Raw genomic sequence first — 18790 nt, 5'->3', positions numbered from 1 at the left:
CCTCGGCATGTGCGTGGCGGTCATCGGGCGCTCACCGCCGGCAGGGGGTCGGCGGTGGTGAGTGGATCGGCGACGACCTGCGGGCGGCCGTCGTCGCCGAGCCGGATCGCGACGCTGCGCCGCAATTCCTCGCGCGGCTCGGGGTAATCGGATCGGGTGTGGCAGCCGCGACTTTCGGCGCGGGCGGTGGCCGCGAGGAGCAGGGTCCGCGCGGTCAGGGTCAGGGCGGCGTCCTCCACCGCGGCCAGTACTCCGGCCTGCTCGCCGTGCAGCCGCGAAACCCCCTGCGGCGAGGGCATTTCCGCCGGCGCGGCACCGGACTCCACCGGCGCGGGGGCGGTAGTGCCGGTTTCCGATTGTGCCGCAGCGTCTTCCGGCGCATCCGTGGTCCCGGACTTCGTCGTGCCGCTGCCCCGCAGATGCAGGACGCGCAGCATCGCCCCGCGCAGTCCGTCACCGTCGCGCACCACGGCGGCGTGTGCCGACATCAACTGCTGCAGGGCGGTGCGATCGATGCGCGGCAGCGACATCTCCGGCACCGCCGTCACCTCCGGAGCGGAAGCGACCCGCTCGGCCGCGGCGGCCCCCGCCCGCTCGCCGACGACCAACCCCTCGAGCAGGCTGTTCGACGCCAGCCGGTTCGCGCCGTGCAGACCGGTGTGCGCCACCTCACCGGCCGCGTACAAGCCGGGAACGGCGGTGCGCCCGTGCGTATCGGTGACGACGCCGCCGCACTGGAAATGCGCGGCCGGCGCGACCGGGATCAGATCGGTGCGTGGATCCAGGCCCGCCGCGCGGCACGAGGTCGTGATCGTCGGAAACCGTTGTGCGAAACCGTCGATCGCGCGGGCGTCGAGATACACGTGATCGGTGCCGAGCTCTCGCATCCGGGCGGCGATGGCCTTGGAGACGATATCGCGCGGCGCCAGATCGCCCCGCGGATCGACACCGGCGGTCACGGAATCCCCGTTCGAATCGACCAGTACCGCGCCCTCGCCGCGCACCGCCTCACTGATGAGCGGCCGCCGCCCCAGCCCGCCGGGACTGAACAGCACGGTGGGATGGAACTGCACGAATTCCAGATCGGCGACCAGCGCACCGGCCCGCAGCGCCAGCGCGATGCCGTCGGCCGTGGCCCCGGGCGGATTGGTGCTGCAGGCGTAGAGCTGGCCGAGGCCGCCGGTGGCCAGCAGGACCGCCGGGGTGTGGACGACGCCGAAGCCCTTGTCCGACACCACGATCACACCGCGTACCCCGTCGGGCCCGGTGACGATGTCGAGGGCGGCGGTGCCGAACAGCACGGGCAGTCCGGCGGCGTTCAGCGCCCGCTGCACCTCGGCGCCGGTGGCGTCACCGCCGGCGTGGATGATGCGGCGCGTGCTGTGCCCGCCCTCGCGGGTGCGCGACACCTGGCCGTCGCGCCCGAGGTCGAAGACCGCGCCCAGATCGGTCAGGGCCGCGACGGCATCCCGGCCGCCCGCCACGATGGAGCGCACCGCCTGCGGATCGCACAGACCCGCTCCGGCGTCGACGGTGTCGGCGACATGCGAGTCGACGGTGTCGCCGTCCGGCGCGACCACCGCGATCCCACCCTGTGCGTATTGCGTGGACGTATCCGTCGGGCCCCCCTTGCTCAGGGTCAGGACCCGCAACCCCCGCAGCGAGGCGGTGCGGGCCGCGGTCAAACCCGCGACACCGCCACCGATCACCACCAGATCAGCTTCGGCTTCCCAGCCGATCGAAGGCGTCATCATCATCGATCGAACCTTTCCGGCCCGCCCGCAGGCGGGTGCCGGTGCTATTCGCCGCCGCCGGGATTGCCGATGGCGATCATGCGCTGCACCGAATTGCGTGCCAGCGCCGCGGTTTCCGGATCGACGTGCACCTCGTCGAGTTCGTCGGTCAGGCAGCGCAGCAGCGCGGCCGGCGTGATCATCTTCATGTACTTGCAGGACGCGCGATCGTTGACGGCCTGGAAGTCGATGCCGGGGGCGGCCTTGCGCAGCTGATGCAGCATGCCGACCTCGGTGGCGACCAGGACCTGGTTGGACCGCGCGGCCTTCGCGGCGTCGATCATGCCGCCGGTGGACAGGATGTGGACCCGGTCGGCCGGGAACGCCCCCTCCCTCGCGAGATACAGAGCCGAGGTGGCGCACCCGCATTCGGGGTGCACGAAGAGCTCGGCATCGGGGTGGGTGCGGGCCTGTTCGGTCAGCTCGTCACCGTTGATGCCGGCGTGCACGTGGCATTCACCGGCCCAGATGTGCATGTTCTCACGCCCGGTCACCCGCTTGACGTGGGCGCCGAGGAACTGGTCGGGCAGGAACAGCACCTCGCGGTCGGGATCGATCGAGGCGACCACGTCGACGGCATTGGACGAGGTGCAGCAGATGTCGGTCAGCGCCTTCACCGCGGCGGTGGTGTTCACATACGACACCACGAGAGCGCCGGGATGTTCGGCCTTCCACGCGCGCAGGTCGTCGGCGGTGATGGAGTCGGCCAGCGAGCAGCCCGCGCGCTGGTCCGGAATCAGCACGGTCTTGTCCGGGCTGAGGATCTTCGCGGTCTCGGCCATGAAGTGCACGCCGCAGAAGACGATGGTGTCCTCGGGCGCCTCGGCGGCGATCCGGGACAGCGCCAGGGAATCGCCGACGTGATCGGCCACATCCTGAATCTCGGGCAGCTGGTAGTTGTGCGCCAGGATGGTGGCGTTGCGCTCGCGCGCCAGCCGCTTGATCTCCTGCGCCCACTCCGGTGTGGCCTCGACTCCGCCGAACCCGTCCGGACCGTCGATGACCTGCGCTGCGAATGCCTGCGTCGTCGGACCAGTGGTCGCTGTCGTCAGACTCGTTGACGCCATGGCATGGCTCCTTCCTCATGCGCGCGGCACTCGCGCCACGCGCATCACCCCGGGCCGATTCGCTTCAACCCGGTTTTCGACTTACAATCGAAAACGTGGCCCATAGTAGCACCATTCACGAATCGCTCACCGCGGTGTTCCAGGTTCGTCGCTTCATGGACACCGTCACCGCAGGTCCAGGGGGTGATCACTCGGTGATCGCGAGCGAACCGGTGGATCCGCAGAGTCCGCGCGGCAATCACGGCCTCCGCACCGAACTCGGGGTGCTGCTGTGGCAGCGGGCGATGGAACCCCAGACCGGCACCTGGTCGCTACCCGGCGGCCGGCTGCGCGACGACGAGGATCTCGACACCTCCGCCCGCCGTCAGCTGGCCGAGAAGGTCGATGTGCGTGAGCTGTGGCACATCGAGCAGCTGTCGGTCTTCAGCGATCCGCATCGCGTGCCCGGGGTCCGCCGCATCGCCTCGGCGTATCTGGGACTGGTGCCGCTGACCGCGGACCCGCAACTGCCCGCCGACACCCGCTGGCATCCGGTGTCGGCCCTGCCGAACATGTCGTTCGACCACGGCACCGTCGTCCACCACGCCCGGACCCGGCTGGCGGCGAAGCTGTCCTACACCAATATCGCCTTCGCCCTGGCACCTTCGTCGTTCACCATGTCGACGTTGCGCGAAATCTATTGCACCGCGCTGGGTTACGAGGTAGATACCACCAACCTGCAACGAGTGTTGAGCCGCCGCAAGGTGATCACGCCGACCGGGGAGACCGCCGCGCCGGGCAAATCGGGTGGACGGCCCGCGGCGGTCTATCGGTTCACCGACGACGAGATCCGCGTGACCGACGAATTCGCGGCGCTGCGGCCCCCGGGATAGTCACCCGCCCCGCCCGCCCGCGCGGAGACGGCGGCGCCCTGGTTTCCCCGGCCACGGGCCGCGCACCGCGATGCCGCGGCCCGGGACGACACCCCCGGGACCGGCGCACACCGCTCGCCGGAGCACGGTAGCGTCGGCGGAATGGAATCGCTGATGCACCGGATTCTCGATATCGCGCCGGTGTGGGTCTACCTGACGGTCGGCTTGCTCGTCTTCGCCGAGGACGCGATCTTCGTCGGCTTCGTGATTCCGGGCGAGACGGCGGCCGTGCTCGGCGGTGTCGCGGCCAGCCAGGGGCATGTGCTGCTGTGGGCGATGATCCTGCTGGTGGTGGCCGCGGCGATCATCGGAGATTCGGTGGGCTACGAGGTGGGCAAACATTTCGGCAGCCGCCTGCTGGCCGCCTCCTACCTGGACAAACACCGCGGCCGCCTGGACAACGCTCAGGAATTCCTCGCTCGCCGCGGCGGCTGGGCCGTCTTCCTCGGCCGCTTCACCGCCTTCTTCCGCGCGGTGATGCCGGCGCTGGTCGGCGCCTCCCGCATGCCCTACCCGAAGTTCCTTTCGTTCAACGCCATCGGCGGCATCGTCTGGGGAACGACCTTCGTGGTCCTCGGCTACGTCGCCGGCAATTCCTACGAGAAGGTCGCGAAAACCGTCGGCCGCGATATGGCGATCGCGGTCGTGGTGATCGTCGTCCTGGCACTGATCGTGTGGAAGCTGCGCGAACGGCGCCAGGAGAAGAAGATCGAATCCGAATACCACGCCACCCACGACGGACGCTGAATCCCTACCCCCGCCGATTCACCCCCGCCGATTCACCACTGCCGATCCCGATGCTTGACCGTGCGCCGGTAGGTGCGCTTGTTCGCCACCGGCTGCGCCGCAGCGGATCGGCGAAGTTCGTGCCGCCGCCGCCACGCGACGAGATCGGGCCGTTCGCTCGGTTCGATTGCCGCACAATCACTTTCCGGTCGCGCTCGCACTCCTGCCATTCCTACACCTCCCCTCCTGGCTGATCCGGCGCAACCGTAACGACCGCGAGCCCGGATCGCCATCGAATAAACGGCGATCCGGGCTGCCGACAGCGGTCACTCACACGGCGGCCGGTACCTCGTCTGCGGCAGGTGCTCACGCCACACCTGGTCGGTGAGTACGGATTTCGTGGTGGAGCAGATTCGGTCGACCGCGTGCTGCGGGTCGAGATCCCACACGTGAACCGTGCCGTCGGCGGTAGCCCCGATCAGGTGTTTTCCATCGGGGAGGAAACCGACGGACGCCGGTGTTCCGGCAGATAAGCGACTCGGCGCGATTCAGCGCTGCGAATCGGCGTTCTGATACGACCCGGGCCGATGGTAGGGCCCGTAGGTCACGTCGGACAGGGTGCGCGGTGCGGGTTCCGCCGTTTCACCGCGTCCGCTGCCCAGGTCCTCGGAGGTGCTCAGCGCCGACAGCAGGAGTACGACCAGGCCGGCGATCAGCGGTTGCAGCAGCAGCGCGGTCCAGCCTTCGACGGTGGGCGCGAGCTCCACGACGGTGTGCACGGGCGGGTTGTGGGAGCGGGGGTGGATCCAGCGCGCGACCTGTTCGCCGAACCACGACATCACCCAGGCTCCGGCCAGCGAACCGATCAGCAGACTCACCAGCATGATCGGCCCGCGGATCGCGCGCCGGCGCCACACCGCGGCGGCGCTGAGCAGTCCGGTCACCAGGCCGACACAGGCGAAGATCGCCACCGCGTCGAAGCGGTGCGCGCTTTCCCCGGTGAGTGCCATACCGCTGCCGGGTTCGACGACGAAGACCTTCTGGGTCGGTGCGAGCATGGCCCACACTCCGCCGCCGATGATGCTGACCACCAGCACCGCCGCGACGATCCACAGCGCCGCGCGCAACTCGCGCGGTGCGGGAGAGGCTGCGGCGGCGCCGCGGGAGGTCATCAGCGATGGTCCAGGCTGTGGGAATCGATCACCCCGTGCCGCGAGCATTTCGCCCACCAGCCGTCCGGACTCACCTGCACGATCATCCGGCGGCCGCACTGCTCGCAGAAGCGCGGCGGTTCCAGGCCCAGGGCCGCGGCCGCGGGAAGCGGATCGTCGAGGCCCACGACGATCCGCTTCCCGGTGTACGGGTTGTAGCGCTCTTGCATATCAGGCTGTGGCATCTGGACCACCATTCGCGAAACCCCTCATGAAGTGCAGCTCTCCAGCTGCTCGACAATACCCGAACCGCCGCGGCCGCGGGCGCTCAGAGGGTCTCGTTGAGCGCCTTGATCGGCATCTTCAGATCGGTGAGCAGGTCCAGGTCCGCTTCGGCGGGGCGGCCGAGCGTGGTCAGGTAGTTGCCGACGATCACGGCGTTGATACCACCGAGGATGCCCTGTTTGGCGCCCAGGTCGCCGAGGGTGATCTCCCGGCCGCCCGCGAAACGCAGGATGGTGCGCGGCAGCGCGAGCCGGAACGCGGCGACGGCGCGCAGCGCGTCCGCCGCCGGCAGCACCTCGAGGTCACCGAACGGGGTTCCCGGGCGCGGGTTGAGGAAGTTCAGCGGAACCTCGTCGGGCTCCAATTCGGCCAGGTTGGCGGCGAATTCGGCCCGCTGCTCCAGGGTTTCGCCCATGCCGAGGATGCCGCCGCAGCACACCTCCATACCGGCCTCGCGCACCATGCGCAGGGTGTCCCAGCGCTCCTCCCAGGTGTGGGTGGTGACCACGTTCGGGAAGTGCGAGCGCGAGGTCTCGAGGTTGTGGTTGTAGCGGTGCACGCCCATCGCGGCGAGCTGATCGACCTGTTCCTGGTTCAGCATGCCCAGCGAGCAGGCGACCTGGATGTCGACCTCGTTGCGAATGGCCTCGACGCCCGCGGCGACCTGCGCCATCAGCCGCTCGTCCGGGCCGCGCACGGCGGCGACGATGCAGAATTCGGTGGCTCCGGTCTTGGCGGTCTGCTTCGCGGCCTCGACGAGGCTCGGGATATCGAGCCAGGCGGCGCGCACCGGCGACTGGAACAGGCCCGACTGCGAGCAGAAGTGGCAGTCCTCGGGGCAGCCGCCGGTCTTGAGCGAGATGATGCCCTCGACCTCGACCTCCGGGCCGCACCACTTCATCCGCACCTCGTGCGCGAGCTCCAGCAGCGCCTCGAGCTGGTCGTCGCCCAGGCGCAGCACCTCGAGGGTCTGTTCCTGAGTCAGTCCGACGCCACGTTCGAGAACCTGCTCGCGCGCGGTGGCCAGAATGTCGGTCTTCACGGGTGCCTGCGTCACAGCACGAATCCCTTCCTCCGGCCGGTGCGGCCGTGCTTGTCGCGGCATGGACTGGGCCCTCCGTGGTTACGCAGGCTGCCGCCTCCGGGCCTGCGCGTCCATGCCGTGCAACTTGAACGGTGTTCAGGCTAGGGTAGCGGGGTCAGTGAGTCAAAACACGCGAGGGGTAGAAGTGCAGCTACATCGGGCGGATGTGATCGACGGCGCCATCGCCATCCTCGATCAGTACGGGCTCGCCGATCTGACCATGCGCCGCCTCGCCACCGCTCTGCACGTGCAGCCGGGGGCGCTGTACTGGCATTTCCCGAACAAGCAGGCGCTGCTCGGCGCGGTCGCCGACCGCATCCTCACCCCGATGGAGGAACCGGTCGCGGCCGAGGACTGGCCGGGTCAGATCAGCGAACTCGCGCATCGGCTGCGGTCGTGTCTGCTGGCCTATCGCGACGGCGCGGAGGTGGTCTCGGCCACCTACGCCTCCCGTCTGACCACCAGCAAGGGCCGGGAACGCTTGGCCAGTGCGATGATTCGCGGCGGCATGACTCGCGAGGAGGCCGATCTGGCGGCCTACACGCTGCTGTACTACGTGCTCGGCGAGACGGTGGACGAGCAGTCGCGGATGCAGATGGATTCCGCGGGCGCGCTGGCGGAGGAGGATTCCCCGCTCTACGAGAACACCTCGGCCACCGAGCGATTCGACTTCGGGTTGCAGCTGTTCGTGGGCGGGGTGCTGCATCTGCTCGGGAGCCGGGTGCGCTAGCCGGACATTTCGGACGGTAGTATTCGGGACCGTCATCCCCGGCGGCGCGGGAATCCGGTGCGAATCCGGAACGGTCGCGCCACTGTGACCGCGGGCGGCCGCACGTGCGGACCGCTGCGGGAGTCAGACCTCGGTCGCCGGGCACTGCTCTGAAGAGGTCGCGTGATGCCTGTGGAGTTCCGGCGATGAATCGCGTCCGGACAACGATCGTCGTCCCCGTGACGCTGACGTCGCTGCTCGTCGCGATGGTGGTGGCGACCGCGTGCGGCGCCGAACCGCTTCCGATCCGGGCGGTGCTCGAGGTGCTGGGCGGACATCTGGGCGGCTCCGGTGCGGTCGATTCCGCCTTCGACACCATCGTGTGGCAATTGCGAGTGCCGCGCACGATCCTGGCCGCGGTGGTCGGCGCGGGCCTGGCGCTCGCCGGGGCCGCCATGCAGACCTTGGTGCGCAATCCCCTGGCCGATCCCTATCTGCTGGGTGTGTCCTCGGGCGCGGGGGTGGGCGCCGCGGCCGTGATCACGTCCGGGTTGTTCGCGGGGGCGGGAATCTGGGCGCTGTCGGGCGGCGCGCTCGCCGGCGCCTTGATCGCGGCGGCAACGGTTTTCGCGATCGCGATGGCGCAGGGCGGTTTGACGCCGCTGCGTCTCGTGTTGACCGGAACGGTGCTGGGATCGGCGTTTTCGGCACTGAGCAGCTATCTCATCTTCCGCAGTGCCGACCCGAAGGCCGCGCAGTCGGTGCTGTTCTGGCTGCTCGGCAGCCTGGCCGGAGCGGATTGGACCCGAATCGCGGTGCCCGCGACGGTGGTCGGGTTCGCGGGCGCGGCACTGTTCGCCGTACACGGCTGGCTCGACGCGTTGAGCGTGGGCGCCGATACCGCCGCATCGGTGGGTGTGCCGGTGCGGGCCGTCCGCTACGGGCTGTTCACCGGGCTGGCGATTCTGGTCGGCGTCCTGGTAGCGGTGTCCGGCGGGATCGGTTTCGTGGGTTTGGTGGTACCGCATGCGGCGCGGATGCTGGTGGGCTTCACCCATCGGCGGTTACTACCGGTCGCCGCGCTGTGCGGTGCGCTGTTCCTGGTCGTGGCCGACGCGGCGGCCCGAGTCCTGGTGCGGCCCACGGAAATTCCGGTCGGTGTGCTGACCGGGCTGATCGGCGCACCGGTCTTCCTGCTGCTGATGGGGCGTCGACGTTACCGGTTCGGTGCGGCATGAGCGGGCCTGTCCGCCGACGCGACACCGGGCCGGACCACGGCCCGGCCGGGACCGGGGACGAGGGGCCGCACTCCCCCGCTCCGCGGCCGGTCCCGGCGGACGAAGGCGTCCCCGCCGCCCCTGTCCACTCGTCCCTGCTCACCGCAGAGCCCACACCGGAAACGGTCGCCGCGGCACTGCGAGTAGAGCGCCTGGCGTGTGGGCCGCGCGGCGCAATGGTACTGGCAGATGTCGATTTCGAGGTTCATCCCGGTGAGGTGGTCGGCGTCGTCGGACCCAACGGCGCCGGAAAGTCCACCCTGCTGCGCACCCTGGGCGGACTGCTGCGCCCGCGCCGAGGCCACGTGCTCGTGAACGGCAGTGTGCTGCATGTCCTCTCGGCGCGACGCCGCGCTCGGCTGGTCGCCATGGTCGGGCAGGACGACCAGCCGCCGGCGGATCTGTGCGCCGGTGAGGTGGTCGCGCTGGGGCGCACCCCGTATCTGCCGCCGTGGGGCGCGGGCAGCCCGGCCGAGCGCCGCGCGGTCGGCGACGCCTTGGCGGCCGTCGATCTCGATGGATTCGCCGATCGCCCGGTGCGTCGGATGTCCGGCGGTGAGCGGCAGCGGGTGCTGCTGGCCCGGGCCCTGGCGCAGGCGAGCCCGCTGCTGTTGCTCGACGAGCCGACCAATCACCTCGACATCACCCACCGGCTCGCGCTCCTGGATCTGGTGCGGAGACTGGGCCGAACCGTCGTGATCGCACTGCACGATCTGACCCTGGCCGACCGCTACTGCGACCGGGTGCTGGTCGTGCACGACGGATCCGCCTCGGACCTGTGGGCGCCGCGGGAGGCGTTGAGTCCGGAGGTGCTCGCCACCGTATTCGGGGTGCGAGCGGCACGCGTGCGACATCCGGAGACAGGCGCGACACATCTTCTGCTGGAACCGAATACGAAGACTGCGGGATGAGGTCCCGACACCGCTGTGGTGCGCCGAGTCGACCGCACCGCCTGCCGTCGCGGACGTCCGCCGCGAACCGGCAGCTGTAGTCCCGAAAACCGTTGAAGGGTAGACGATATGCAATTCCTCCGATGGCTCGCCGTCGGGTCGACCGTCGCGTCCCTGGTGGCGTGTGGCACCGCGCAAACCTCCGGCGGCAATCTGACCCTCACCAATTGTGGTGAGCAGGTGCGGTTTCCGGCTCGGGCGCAGCGCATGTTCGTCAACGACACCAATATGGTCGCGATGACGCTGGCCTTGGGCGCGCAGGATTCGGTGGCCGCGGTGGCCGGTCTGCAACAGGATGTCGCGACCTTGCGGCGGCATTATGGTGACGTCGTCGATCGGCTGGACAATGTCGCGCCGAGCTCGCCGTCCCGGGAGACGGTGCTGGCGCGGCGCCCCGATGTGATGGTGGCCGGCTGGAACTACGGCTACAGCGAGGCCACCGATCTCACGCCGGATACGCTGCGCGCCAACGGTATCGCGCCCTACATCCTCACCGAGAGCTGCCGACCGCATGCCGGTCAGCGGCAACGCGGCACCGTCGAGCCGTGGGCGGCGCTGCGCGCGGATCTGTCGAATCTGGGCGCCATCACCGGACACCCCGAGCAGGCCACCACGCTCGTCGCCGACATCGATACCCGCCTCCAGCGTTTGCGCGCCGCACCGCGGGCCGCGACGCCGCCGACCCTGTTCGTCTTCGACACCGCGAGCGAAACCATCTTCTCCAGCGGCAGATTCGGCGGCCCGCAGGCCGTCCTCGAGGCCGCCGGTGCGCGCAACGCCCTCGACGATGTGGCCGACACGTGGACGGCGGTGTCGTGGGAACGCCTGGCCGCCGCCGACCCGGACGCGCTCGTCTTCGTCGACTATCCGGGGCAGACCTTCGCCCAGAAGGTGGACGCGCTGCGCGCCAAACCCGGCATCAACCGGCTGCGCGCGGTGACCGAGCAACGGTTCCTCAACCTGCCCTATGTGCTCTGGACGTCGAGCCCGCTCAACATCGATGCCGCCGAGCAGGTGCGGGCACAACTGGAGCGGTGGAACATGCTGCCGCCCTCGGGTATTCGCCCGGCGTTCGACGACGCCGTGCGCTGAACCGCGCGCCGGGTCACGGCATACCCATGGTCTGCTCGGAGTGCACCAGCCCGATGAACGGCACGATCTGCTGGGCGATCACCGTGTTGTATTCGCGCGGATGCTGCCGCGGATCGGCATGCCCGGTGCTGCGGGTCAGCACCACCAGGAGTGTGCCGTCGACACCGCCGACGGTGTCGATCAGCGTGCGATGGGTGTACTCGTCGTCCACGACGGAATCCCGGTACGGATCGTGCGGGCGGATGAACACGACGGCCGGGCGCGCTTTGCCGGACGCGGGTTTCGCCAGCGCGTGCAGGTCGTCGATCGCGCCACTGGCGACGATGGCCTTGAATTGATCCTCGATGAGGCCATTGCTGGCGGCGTCGGTGTTGAAGATCTTCTGCCGCAGCACATCGGCGACCGTGCGGCCCAGCGACGCCATCCGGATTCCCGGCGGATCGGAGCCGTAGTCGATGAATTGATCACGGCGGGAATAGGTTTCCGCCAGCAGCCGCAGCCCCCGGCTCTCCCGGGTGCCGGGGAACCAGCCGAACCAGCGCAGCAGATCCTCGCCCTGGTCGCGGCTTTCCGGCCGCACCGCGGCCAGGTCGACCGGCGTGCAGTCCAGGATCACCCCGGACAGGGTGCGCGTGCTGTGGGTGTGGATGTGCTTGGCGATCTCGAGTGCGATCACCCCGCCCATGCTGTGGCCGACCAGCACCACCTTGTGGATGCGGGCGGCCTCGGTGACGCGGATGATCAGATCGCTGATGACCTTGGTGTCGATACCGGTGTTGTCGTAGCGCACCGCCCACACCGAACCCAGTTGCCGCAGTGAGGGCAGGGCGCGCGCGGTATCGGAGGCATCGAGCGAACCCAGGCCGACGAGGTCGAAGACAGCGGTATCGCGCTCGCTCGCGGCGGCCGGACCCGAGATGGGCAGCACCGCGGGATCGGTGCGGGCCAGCCGTGCCTGCTCGGGGGAAACGTCGTAGTGCCAGTACTGCGCGAATACGACGAGTACGACGATCGGGACCAGCGCCGCCCGCAGCAGCACGCGCCGCGTCCGCCCCAGCGTCCGCCAGCGGTGCCCCACACGGGTTTCGGTCAGCCGGGCTCGCCGTCGCGCATCGTCGTAATCCGCGACCGTGGATGGGTGCCGATCTCGCATGGACATCCCTACCCACTGTAAGGGCGTTGGCGACCGGCGCATCCGTCGCGCGGCGCGGCGCGGTGCTGTCCGGTGTCGATTACCGCTGGTCGTCGAGGAGGTGCCGGGGTGCGGCCTGGCGCCACGAATCCAGGATGATCGCCTCCAATTCCGCCCGGTCGTCCAGGGCGGCCAGCCGGGCGCGCACCCACGCGTTACCGGCCTCGTGCGAAGCGATCCAGAATTTCCCCGGCTCGGCCACGACCAGTTCGTCGCGGTCGACGATCGGGCAGCGCACCGCCATCGAGGTCTCGGCCTCGGGCAGCGTCAGAAACAGCTTGCCCGCGACCCGGAAAGTGGGCATCCCCCAGGCGAATTGCTCCGACGTCTCCGGCAGCGACAGGGCATAGTCGCGGGCATCCTCCCCGGTTGCGCTCATGCCCCGCATCCTGCCAGGCCGCACCGACACGAACGGGGGCCGCGCCACGGCGGGCGACTCAGCCGAGGTAGCGCCGCATCCAGTCCGCGTGGAACCATCCGGAGGCGGTGTCGGCGAATCGCTCGGGCAGCCACTGTCCGGCGCCCTCGGGGATCACCCCGACCACCTCGACACCGGTGACCTCCGGCAGGTCGGTGCGGTTGCATTCGGAGGCGAGATCCGGTGCGCTCGGCCAGGATCCGATGACCAAACCCGCACACCGCACGCCGGCGGCGGCGAGGGCGCGGGTGGTGAGTTCGCTGTGGTTGAGGGTGCCCAGCCCCGCGGCCGCGACCACCAGCACCGGCGCGTCCAATTTCAGTGCCAGGTCGAGCAGCGTGAACTCCCCGACCCGGACCAGCAGGCCGCCGGCGCCCTCGATCAGGGTGAGCTCGGCATCGGCCAGCGAGTCGATTCCGGCCACCGTCTCACCGAGGGTGAGCAGCGGTTGCCCGCAGCGGCGGGCGGCGGTGTCGGGAGCCAGCGGTTCGGGATAGCGGGCCAGTTCGAGCGTGCGGGTCACGCCCGCCAACCGCTCGATCACCGCGAGGTCACCGGCTTCGCCCGGAGCCACGCCGGTCTGTGCGGGTTTGCACACCGCGACCGAGCGCCCGGCCGAGCGCGCCGCCGCGGCCAGCGCGGCCGTGACGACGGTCTTACCGACGTCGGTCGAGGTGCCCGTCACGATCAACCTGCTCATATCGCCTCGCTCCTGTCGATCCTCGTAGTATCAGGCGGCCCGCGAATTCCGCGCCGTGGTCAGCACCTCGCCCAGCACCGTGGCGATGGTCCGCATCTCCGCGTCGGTGAGGTCGGCACGCGCGGTCAGCCGCAGCCGCGAGGTGCCCTCCGGCACCGACGGCGGCCGGAAACAGCCCACGCTCAGACCGCGCGCACGGCACTGCTGCGCGGCGTCGAAGGCCACCTGCGCCTGCCCGAGCACCACCGAGACGACCGCCGAATCCGGTTGCGGCACAGCGGCGATGCGGGCGATATCGGCAGCCCGGGCGAGGACTCGCCCGCCCAGTTCCGGTTCCTTGCGCAGCAACCGCAACGCCGCATGGGCGGCGCCCACCGCGGCGGGCGCCAATCCGGTGTCGAAGATGAAGGTGCGCGCGGTATCGATCAGGTGGGCGCGTACCCGTTCGTCGCAGAGCACGATTCCGCCTTGCGCCGCAAGCGCTTTCGACAGGGTCGCGGTCACGATCAGGTCCGGTTGCCCGGCCAGGCCGAGTTCCTGCACCAGACCGCGGCCGCCGTCGCCGCGCACGCCGATGCCGTGCGCCTCGTCGACGATCAGCACCGCACCGTTCGCGCGGACCACCCGATGCAGGTCGGTCAGCGGCGCGAGGTCGCCGTCGGCGCTGAACACCGAATCGGTGAGCACCAGGGCACGCTCCTCCGTCCGCTGTGACAGCAGCCGGTCGACGGCCTCGACATCACGATGCGGCGCGATCTCCACCCGCGCCCGCGAGAGCCGGCAGGCGTCGACCAGCGAGGCGTGACTGCCGGCGTCGGAGACCACCAGCGCGCCGCGGCCGGCCAATGCGGTGACGACACCGAGGTTGGCGGCGTAGCCGGAGGCGAAGACCAGGCCCGCCTGCGCTCCGACGAAGTCGGCCAGGTCGGCCTCGAAGTCCTCGTGCGCGACGGTGGTGCCGGTGACCAGCCGCGATCCGGTCGCGCCGGCGCCCCAGGTCCGGACCGCCTCGACCGCGCCCGCGATCACCTCGGGGTGGCGCGACAGGCCCAGGTAGTCGTTGGAGGCGAGGTCGATGAGATCGCTGTGCGCCGGTCGCGCCCGCAACTGCCGCCGCAACCCGGCGCGCACCCGGTCACCCGCACGCTCGTCCAACCAGCTCAACGGATCCTCGTTCACAGCTCGGAAGCATACTTGAACGCCGTTCAGGAGGGTGGCGGCGGGTGCGATCCACCGTCCCCGCCGCAGGTGGCGGACCGGTCAGGCCGGTGGCGTCCAGTCGAGCGCGCGTGCGAAGGCGCGTGGCATCGCCCAGCCGGGCATCAGCCGCAGCGCGGTATCGCGGGCACGCACCGCGGGCGTCCACGACCATTGCGCGACCGTGCCGATCCGCCGGGAACGATGGGCGAGGGCCCGGGTTCGCGGGCGGCGCAGCGCGTCGTAGCGGCGCAGCGCGTCGTCGATCCCGCCGTGGTCGAGCAACGCGGCCAGGGTGACCGCATCCTCGAGGGCGAGGTTCGCGCCCTGGCCCATGTTCGGCATCATGGCATGCGCGGCGTCGCCGAGCAGGGCGACCCGTCCGCGGACGAACGTCGGCAGATCGGGCAGCCGGTAGATGTCGTGGCGCATCACCGAATCCGGCGACACCGCGCCCAGCAGCCGCGGCACCGGATCGGGCCACTCGCCGAAACGCCGCCGCACTTCGGCGAATTCGCCGTCGGGTGCGTGCTCGCCTTCGGCCGCGTTCACCGCACCGAACATGTACACCCGATGGTCGGCGAGCGGGACGATGCCGAAAATCTCACCGCTGCCCCAGATCTGGCCGCCCTGGCGAAGGTCGGCCAGCGGTTCGGTGACCATCCGCCACGCGGTATATCCGGCGTAGCGCGGTGGGCGGGCGTGCGGACAGACCGCGGTCCGCACGACACTGCGCAGACCGTCGGCACCGATCACGAGATCCGCCGACTCCGCTCCCCCGGCACGCAGCACGCGCACCGCCGGGTCTTCGTTATCGACCCCGGTGACGGTGACCCCCAGGCGCAGACGGTTCTCGCCGAGCGCGGTGCGCAGGATGTCGAACAGGTCCGCGCGATGGATCGCCACCACCGGGCCGTAGCGGTCGGCCACTGTCTCGGTGTCGGTGCGGGTCAGCCAGCGGCCGGAGCGGTCACGAATTCCGCCCTCGGTATCGGCCATCGCGCGCGAGCGCACCTCCGCGCCCACGCCGATCGCATCGAGCGCACGTAATCCGTTGGGCCACAGGGTGAGTCCCGACCCGGCCGCGCCGACGGCGGCGGCTCGCTCCCAGACCTGGACGTCGTGTCCGCGCCGATGCAACGCGATCGCGGCGGCCATACCGCCGATCCCCCCACCGACGACGATCACTCGCAGTGCCCGCATTCCCCACTCCTCGGCTTCTAGGCGTCGGAATCCAGCCAAACACACCGCGGGGACCGCGGCAGGTCAGCCGCCGATGCGCGCATGTGCCAGCCGGCACAGGTCCACCGGTTGCAGCGCATCGGCGCGCTCCCACCAGCCCGCCGGTACGGCCGCTCGGTGGCTGATGTGCTCGACCGTGGTGAATCCGTACCGGCGCAGGACGGCGTCGAGGGTTTCCGGGGTGAAGGTGCTCAACCACGGTTCGCCCTGTGCGCTGGTGACGGGCTGGACCGATTCGGCGTAGGCGTGCCCGTTGCCGTCGCGCAGTGCCGGATCGAGCATGTACTCCATCACCAGTTCCGACCCCGGGGCCAGACCGGACAGGGCGGCCAGCGTGGCGCCGATCGCCTCGGTGGTGAGATACATGCTGACCCCGAGCCAGCTGACCACGGCGGGACGTTCGCGGTCGAATCCGGCCTCGGCCAATTGCCGCGGCAATTCGTCGCGTTCGAAATCGACGGGTACGAAAACCACGTCGCCGACCGGGCGGATATCGCCGATGGCGAGGATTTCCCTTTTCCACCGCTGGGTGCCGGGATGGTCGACCTCGAATATCCGGATGCCGTCGGCCGGACCGCGATATCCGAAACTATCGAGTCCCGCACCGAGAACGACATATTGCGCCGCGGCCGATTCGGCGAGGCGCTGTTCGGTCCAGTGGCTGCGCACCGTCGCCTGCGCCCGGACCGCCGCCAGCAGCGGATGGTCGCCGTGGTGCAGGTGGTAGCCGATGAGTTCTTCCGCATGCGGGCCGAGCAGGGCGGAGGCCATGGTGTCGCGGAACAGATAGGGCTCGCTGTCGATCAGCAGGTGGGCCGCGCGGGCCGCGGCCGCCATCATCGCCGTGCGACTGGGTTCGGTGCCGATCATCGAATTCCCTTTCACCGTCCTGCGGACCCGGTGGATATCACCGGGCGAATGCCGATGATAGACAGGAATTTTCGCGCTCGCCGTCACCATATCACACGAAGATAAATATTCGATATACGACAAACTCCGCGCCGGAAGGGAATTCGGGTCAACCCGCCGCGGCGGTGGCGACGACGCCGGCGGCGATGCGCGCGATATCGTCGGCGCTGCTGATGAACGGCGGCATGGTGTAGACCAGATTGCGGAACGGCCGCAGCCACACGCCGGCCTCGACGGCGGCGCGGGTCGCGGCGACCATATCGATCGAATGGTCGAGTTCGACCACCCCGATCGCGCCGAGCACCCGCACGTCCACCACACGCGGATTGTCCTGTGCCGCGGCGAGTCCCGATCTCAGGCCCGCCTCGATCGCGGCGACCTCGCCCGCCCAGTCCCGCGAGAGCAGCAATTCGACGGAGGCCACCGCGACCGCACAGGCCAGCGGATTGCCCATGAAGGTGGGCCCGTGCATGAGCCCGCCGTGCGCCGCGCTGACGGTCTCGGCGATGCGGGTGGTGCACAGCGCGGCGGCCAGGGTCATATATCCGCCGGTGATGGCCTTGCCCACACACATCACGTCGGGCGCGACCCCGGCGGCCTCGGCGGCGAAAAGCGTTCCGGTACGGCCGAATCCGGTGGCGATCTCGTCGAAGACCAGCAGTACGCCGTGCTCGTCGCACAACCGGCGCAGTTCATTCAGGTAGCGCGGATGATGAAATCGCATGCCGCCCGCGCCCTGCACGACGGGCTCGACGAGCACCGCCGCGGTCTCGTGCGCATGTACGGCCAGCAGCCGATCCAGCTCCGCGACGTAGCCGGGATCGAAGTCGACGGGCGGTACGGGCGCGAAGATCTGCTCGGCCAGCACGTCGGTCCACAGCGAGTGCATGCCGCCCTCCGGATCGCACACGCTCATCGGGGTGAAGGTGTCGCCGTGGTATCCGCCGCGCCAGGTGAACAGCCGCCGCTTGCCCGGCTGTCCGAGCGCCCGCCAGTACTGCAGGCACATCTTGGCCGCGACCTCGACCGACACCGAACCCGAATCGCAGAGGAACACCTTGTCCAGACCGTCGGGGGTCAGTTCCACCAGCAGTTGTGACAGTCGCACCGCCGGTTCATGGGTGAGCCCGCCGAACATGACGTGACTCATCCGCCGCGACTGCTCGACCAGCGCGGCGTCCAGCACCGGATGCCGGTACCCGTGGACCGCCGCCCACCACGAACTCATCCCGTCGACCAGTTCGCGGCCGTCGGCGAGGGTCAGGCGGGTGCCCGCGGCCGAGGCGACCACCAGCGGTTCGGTGCTCGCGGGAAAGCCGCCGTAGGGATGCCACACATGGGCGGCGTCGAGGGCGGTGATCTGGTCGGCTGTCAGGGCCACGCGGATCCCTTCACGAGACGGTCTTGAACGCCGTTCAAGTTATCACCGCGACGAATCACGTCCGCACAGGGACCGCGGCCCGGAATGCTCGTTCCCCCGCACCACGACGCCCTCGCGCGATATCTTTGACTCAGTCAAAGAACTCGAGGGAGCGCCATGACCACTGCGACACTCGACCACGACGACGTCGGCGCGGTGCGCGCGTTCAACCGCCGCTACACCCGGTTGATCGGCGTCCTCGAGGAACATCTGCTCGACAGCGACTTCTCGCTCACCGAGGCACGAATCCTGTTCGAACTCGCCCACTCCGGACCGCTGGGGGTCCGCACGCTGCGCACCGAACTGGGCCTGGACCCCGGTTATCTGAGCCGGATCCTCGCCCGCTTCGAGAGCGCCGGGCTGGTGCGGCGGCAGCGATCCGATTCCGACGCCCGCCTGCAACTCGTCCAGCTCACCGAGGCGGGGCGGGTCGCGGCCGACGACCTCGACCGCCGCTCCGCACACGACATCGCGGCGCTGCTGGCCGGGCACAGCCCCGCGGATCGGCGTCGCCTGCGCACCGCGATGCGCACGATCGAGCAGCTGCTCGACCCGGCCACCGCGGCGGGCCGCGCGGGCATCCCAGCGGCGGGCCGCGCGCAGGAGGTGCGTCTCCGATCTCCGCGCGCCGGCGACTACGGCTGGATCATCCAGCGCAACGCGGTCC

20 protein-coding genes and 1 riboswitch are annotated in these 18790 nt (G+C 69.9%); of the genes, 7 read left to right on the top strand and 13 right to left on the bottom strand.

The features are described from left to right. Window positions 1-20: 20 nt before the first annotated feature. Window positions 21-1754: an L-aspartate oxidase gene (locus tag ON23_RS09145; RefSeq protein ID WP_039777504.1), complete on the bottom strand. Its 1734-nt coding sequence runs from the start codon at window positions 1752-1754 to the stop codon at window positions 21-23. Between the two features lie 44 nt (window positions 1755-1798). Next, entirely contained in the window at window positions 1799-2860 is a 1062-nt protein-coding gene (gene nadA / locus ON23_RS09140; protein ID WP_051042292.1) for a quinolinate synthase NadA, read from the bottom strand. 95 nt (window positions 2861-2955) lie between these two features. On the opposite strand from nadA, the gene ON23_RS09135 reads away from it, so the two are divergent. Both ON23_RS09135 and ON23_RS09130 read left to right on the top strand, forming a co-directional pair. After that, the gene (locus tag ON23_RS09135; RefSeq protein ID WP_039777488.1) at window positions 2956-3732 is read left to right on the top strand and encodes an NUDIX hydrolase; all 777 of its coding nucleotides are present in this window, start codon (window positions 2956-2958) and stop codon (window positions 3730-3732) included. Between the two features lie 141 nt (window positions 3733-3873). Further along, window positions 3874-4518 (top strand): DedA family protein, encoded by a 645-nt coding sequence (locus tag ON23_RS09130; protein ID WP_039777486.1) that lies wholly within the window; start codon window positions 3874-3876, stop codon window positions 4516-4518. Between the two features lie 32 nt (window positions 4519-4550). On the opposite strand, the gene ON23_RS38445 is transcribed toward ON23_RS09130, so the two are convergent. The 4 genes from ON23_RS38445 to bioB form a co-directional block, all read right to left on the bottom strand. After that, the gene (locus tag ON23_RS38445; protein WP_167331848.1) at window positions 4551-4727 is read right to left on the bottom strand and encodes a hypothetical protein; all 177 of its coding nucleotides are present in this window, start codon (window positions 4725-4727) and stop codon (window positions 4551-4553) included. Between the two features lie 318 nt (window positions 4728-5045). After that, window positions 5046-5669 (bottom strand): DUF2567 domain-containing protein, encoded by a 624-nt coding sequence (locus tag ON23_RS09125; protein ID WP_051042290.1) that lies wholly within the window; start codon window positions 5667-5669, stop codon window positions 5046-5048. Beyond that, on the bottom strand, window positions 5669-5893 hold the full coding sequence (gene bsaP, locus ON23_RS09120) for a biotin synthase auxiliary protein BsaP (protein WP_039777500.1): 225 nt from the start codon (window positions 5891-5893) through the stop codon (window positions 5669-5671). Before bsaP ends, ON23_RS09125 begins: the two co-directional genes overlap by 1 nt. Before the next feature lie 83 nt (window positions 5894-5976). Beyond that, the gene (bioB, locus tag ON23_RS09115; protein ID WP_030514661.1) at window positions 5977-6990 is read right to left on the bottom strand and encodes a biotin synthase BioB; all 1014 of its coding nucleotides are present in this window, start codon (window positions 6988-6990) and stop codon (window positions 5977-5979) included. 172 nt (window positions 6991-7162) lie between these two features. Between bioB and ON23_RS09110 the strand changes: the two genes are divergently transcribed. From ON23_RS09110 to ON23_RS09095, 4 genes are all read left to right on the top strand, one after another. Further along, window positions 7163-7747, top strand: coding sequence for a TetR family transcriptional regulator (locus ON23_RS09110; protein WP_039777484.1), 585 nt, complete (start codon window positions 7163-7165; stop codon window positions 7745-7747). 4 nt (window positions 7748-7751) lie between these two features. After that, a riboswitch (cobalamin riboswitch) is annotated at window positions 7752-7879 on the top strand. Between the two features lie 53 nt (window positions 7880-7932). Next, on the top strand, window positions 7933-8964 hold the full coding sequence (locus tag ON23_RS09105) for a FecCD family ABC transporter permease (protein WP_039777483.1): 1032 nt from the start codon (window positions 7933-7935) through the stop codon (window positions 8962-8964). A 215-nt stretch (window positions 8965-9179) separates the two neighbouring features. After that, the gene (locus tag ON23_RS09100; protein ID WP_051042289.1) at window positions 9180-9914 is read left to right on the top strand and encodes an ABC transporter ATP-binding protein; all 735 of its coding nucleotides are present in this window, start codon (window positions 9180-9182) and stop codon (window positions 9912-9914) included. A 108-nt stretch (window positions 9915-10022) separates the two neighbouring features. After that, window positions 10023-11045: an ABC transporter substrate-binding protein gene (locus ON23_RS09095; RefSeq protein WP_039777480.1), complete on the top strand. Its 1023-nt coding sequence runs from the start codon at window positions 10023-10025 to the stop codon at window positions 11043-11045. Window positions 11046-11058: 13 nt separating this feature from the next. Here ON23_RS09095 and ON23_RS09090 read toward each other — a convergent pair whose 3' ends face one another. The 7 genes from ON23_RS09090 to ON23_RS09060 all read right to left on the bottom strand — a co-directional run bounded on the left by ON23_RS09090 (window position 11059) and on the right by ON23_RS09060 (window position 18084). Next, window positions 11059-12204 (bottom strand): alpha/beta fold hydrolase, encoded by a 1146-nt coding sequence (locus ON23_RS09090; protein WP_051042286.1) that lies wholly within the window; start codon window positions 12202-12204, stop codon window positions 11059-11061. 73 nt (window positions 12205-12277) lie between these two features. Next, window positions 12278-12616 (bottom strand): MmcQ/YjbR family DNA-binding protein, encoded by a 339-nt coding sequence (locus tag ON23_RS09085; protein WP_039777477.1) that lies wholly within the window; start codon window positions 12614-12616, stop codon window positions 12278-12280. 58 nt (window positions 12617-12674) lie between these two features. Next, window positions 12675-13355, bottom strand: a complete 681-nt coding sequence (gene bioD / locus ON23_RS09080) for a dethiobiotin synthase (protein WP_039777476.1) — start codon at window positions 13353-13355, stop codon at window positions 12675-12677. 30 nt (window positions 13356-13385) lie between these two features. Then, complete coding sequence (locus ON23_RS09075; protein WP_039777475.1) at window positions 13386-14534, bottom strand: 8-amino-7-oxononanoate synthase; 1149 nt, start codon at window positions 14532-14534, stop codon at window positions 13386-13388. Between the two features lie 81 nt (window positions 14535-14615). Next, window positions 14616-15755 (bottom strand): FAD-dependent monooxygenase, encoded by a 1140-nt coding sequence (locus tag ON23_RS09070; RefSeq protein ID WP_039777474.1) that lies wholly within the window; start codon window positions 15753-15755, stop codon window positions 14616-14618. A 63-nt stretch (window positions 15756-15818) separates the two neighbouring features. Further along, the gene (locus tag ON23_RS09065; protein WP_210743516.1) at window positions 15819-16664 is read right to left on the bottom strand and encodes a class I SAM-dependent methyltransferase; all 846 of its coding nucleotides are present in this window, start codon (window positions 16662-16664) and stop codon (window positions 15819-15821) included. Between the two features lie 148 nt (window positions 16665-16812). Then, window positions 16813-18084 (bottom strand): adenosylmethionine--8-amino-7-oxononanoate transaminase, encoded by a 1272-nt coding sequence (locus ON23_RS09060; RefSeq protein ID WP_039777473.1) that lies wholly within the window; start codon window positions 18082-18084, stop codon window positions 16813-16815. A 156-nt stretch (window positions 18085-18240) separates the two neighbouring features. On the opposite strand from ON23_RS09060, the gene ON23_RS09055 reads away from it, so the two are divergent. Then, the coding region (locus ON23_RS09055; RefSeq protein ID WP_039777472.1) for a MarR family winged helix-turn-helix transcriptional regulator at window positions 18241-18790 on the top strand (550 nt) is incomplete at its 3' end.

Source organism: Nocardia cerradoensis NBRC 101014 (assembly GCF_000308535.1).
In the GTDB taxonomy this organism is placed as follows: Bacteria; Actinomycetota; Actinomycetes; order Mycobacteriales; family Mycobacteriaceae; genus Nocardia; species Nocardia cerradoensis.
The sequence above is the reverse complement of the archived record's forward strand: the minus strand, read 5'-3'. Positions and strand labels throughout refer to the sequence as shown.

What these genes read in the sequence shown, in the direction of transcription:
- ON23_RS09125 (WP_051042290.1), bottom strand. Translation starts at nt 5,669, where the DNA reads ATGACCTCCCGCGGCGCCGCCGCAGCCTCTCCCGCACCGCGCGAGTTG.
- ON23_RS09105 (WP_039777483.1), top strand. Translation starts at nt 7,933, where the DNA reads ATGAATCGCGTCCGGACAACGATCGTCGTCCCCGTGACGCTGACGTCG.
- ON23_RS38445 (WP_167331848.1), bottom strand. Translation starts at nt 4,727, where the DNA reads ATGGCAGGAGTGCGAGCGCGACCGGAAAGTGATTGTGCGGCAATCGAA.
- bsaP (WP_039777500.1), bottom strand. Translation starts at nt 5,893, where the DNA reads ATGCCACAGCCTGATATGCAAGAGCGCTACAACCCGTACACCGGGAAG.
- ON23_RS09100 (WP_051042289.1), top strand. Translation starts at nt 9,180, where the DNA reads ATGGTACTGGCAGATGTCGATTTCGAGGTTCATCCCGGTGAGGTGGTC.
- ON23_RS09130 (WP_039777486.1), top strand. Translation starts at nt 3,874, where the DNA reads ATGGAATCGCTGATGCACCGGATTCTCGATATCGCGCCGGTGTGGGTC.
- bioD (WP_039777476.1), bottom strand. Translation starts at nt 13,355, where the DNA reads ATGAGCAGGTTGATCGTGACGGGCACCTCGACCGACGTCGGTAAGACC.
- ON23_RS09085 (WP_039777477.1), bottom strand. Translation starts at nt 12,616, where the DNA reads ATGAGCGCAACCGGGGAGGATGCCCGCGACTATGCCCTGTCGCTGCCG.
- nadA (WP_051042292.1), bottom strand. Translation starts at nt 2,860, where the DNA reads ATGGCGTCAACGAGTCTGACGACAGCGACCACTGGTCCGACGACGCAG.
- ON23_RS09090 (WP_051042286.1), bottom strand. Translation starts at nt 12,204, where the DNA reads ATGTCCATGCGAGATCGGCACCCATCCACGGTCGCGGATTACGACGAT.
- ON23_RS09070 (WP_039777474.1), bottom strand. Translation starts at nt 15,755, where the DNA reads ATGCGGGCACTGCGAGTGATCGTCGTCGGTGGGGGGATCGGCGGTATG.
- ON23_RS09095 (WP_039777480.1), top strand. Translation starts at nt 10,023, where the DNA reads ATGCAATTCCTCCGATGGCTCGCCGTCGGGTCGACCGTCGCGTCCCTG.
- ON23_RS09065 (WP_210743516.1), bottom strand. Translation starts at nt 16,664, where the DNA reads ATGATCGGCACCGAACCCAGTCGCACGGCGATGATGGCGGCCGCGGCC.
- ON23_RS09145 (WP_039777504.1), bottom strand. Translation starts at nt 1,754, where the DNA reads ATGATGACGCCTTCGATCGGCTGGGAAGCCGAAGCTGATCTGGTGGTG.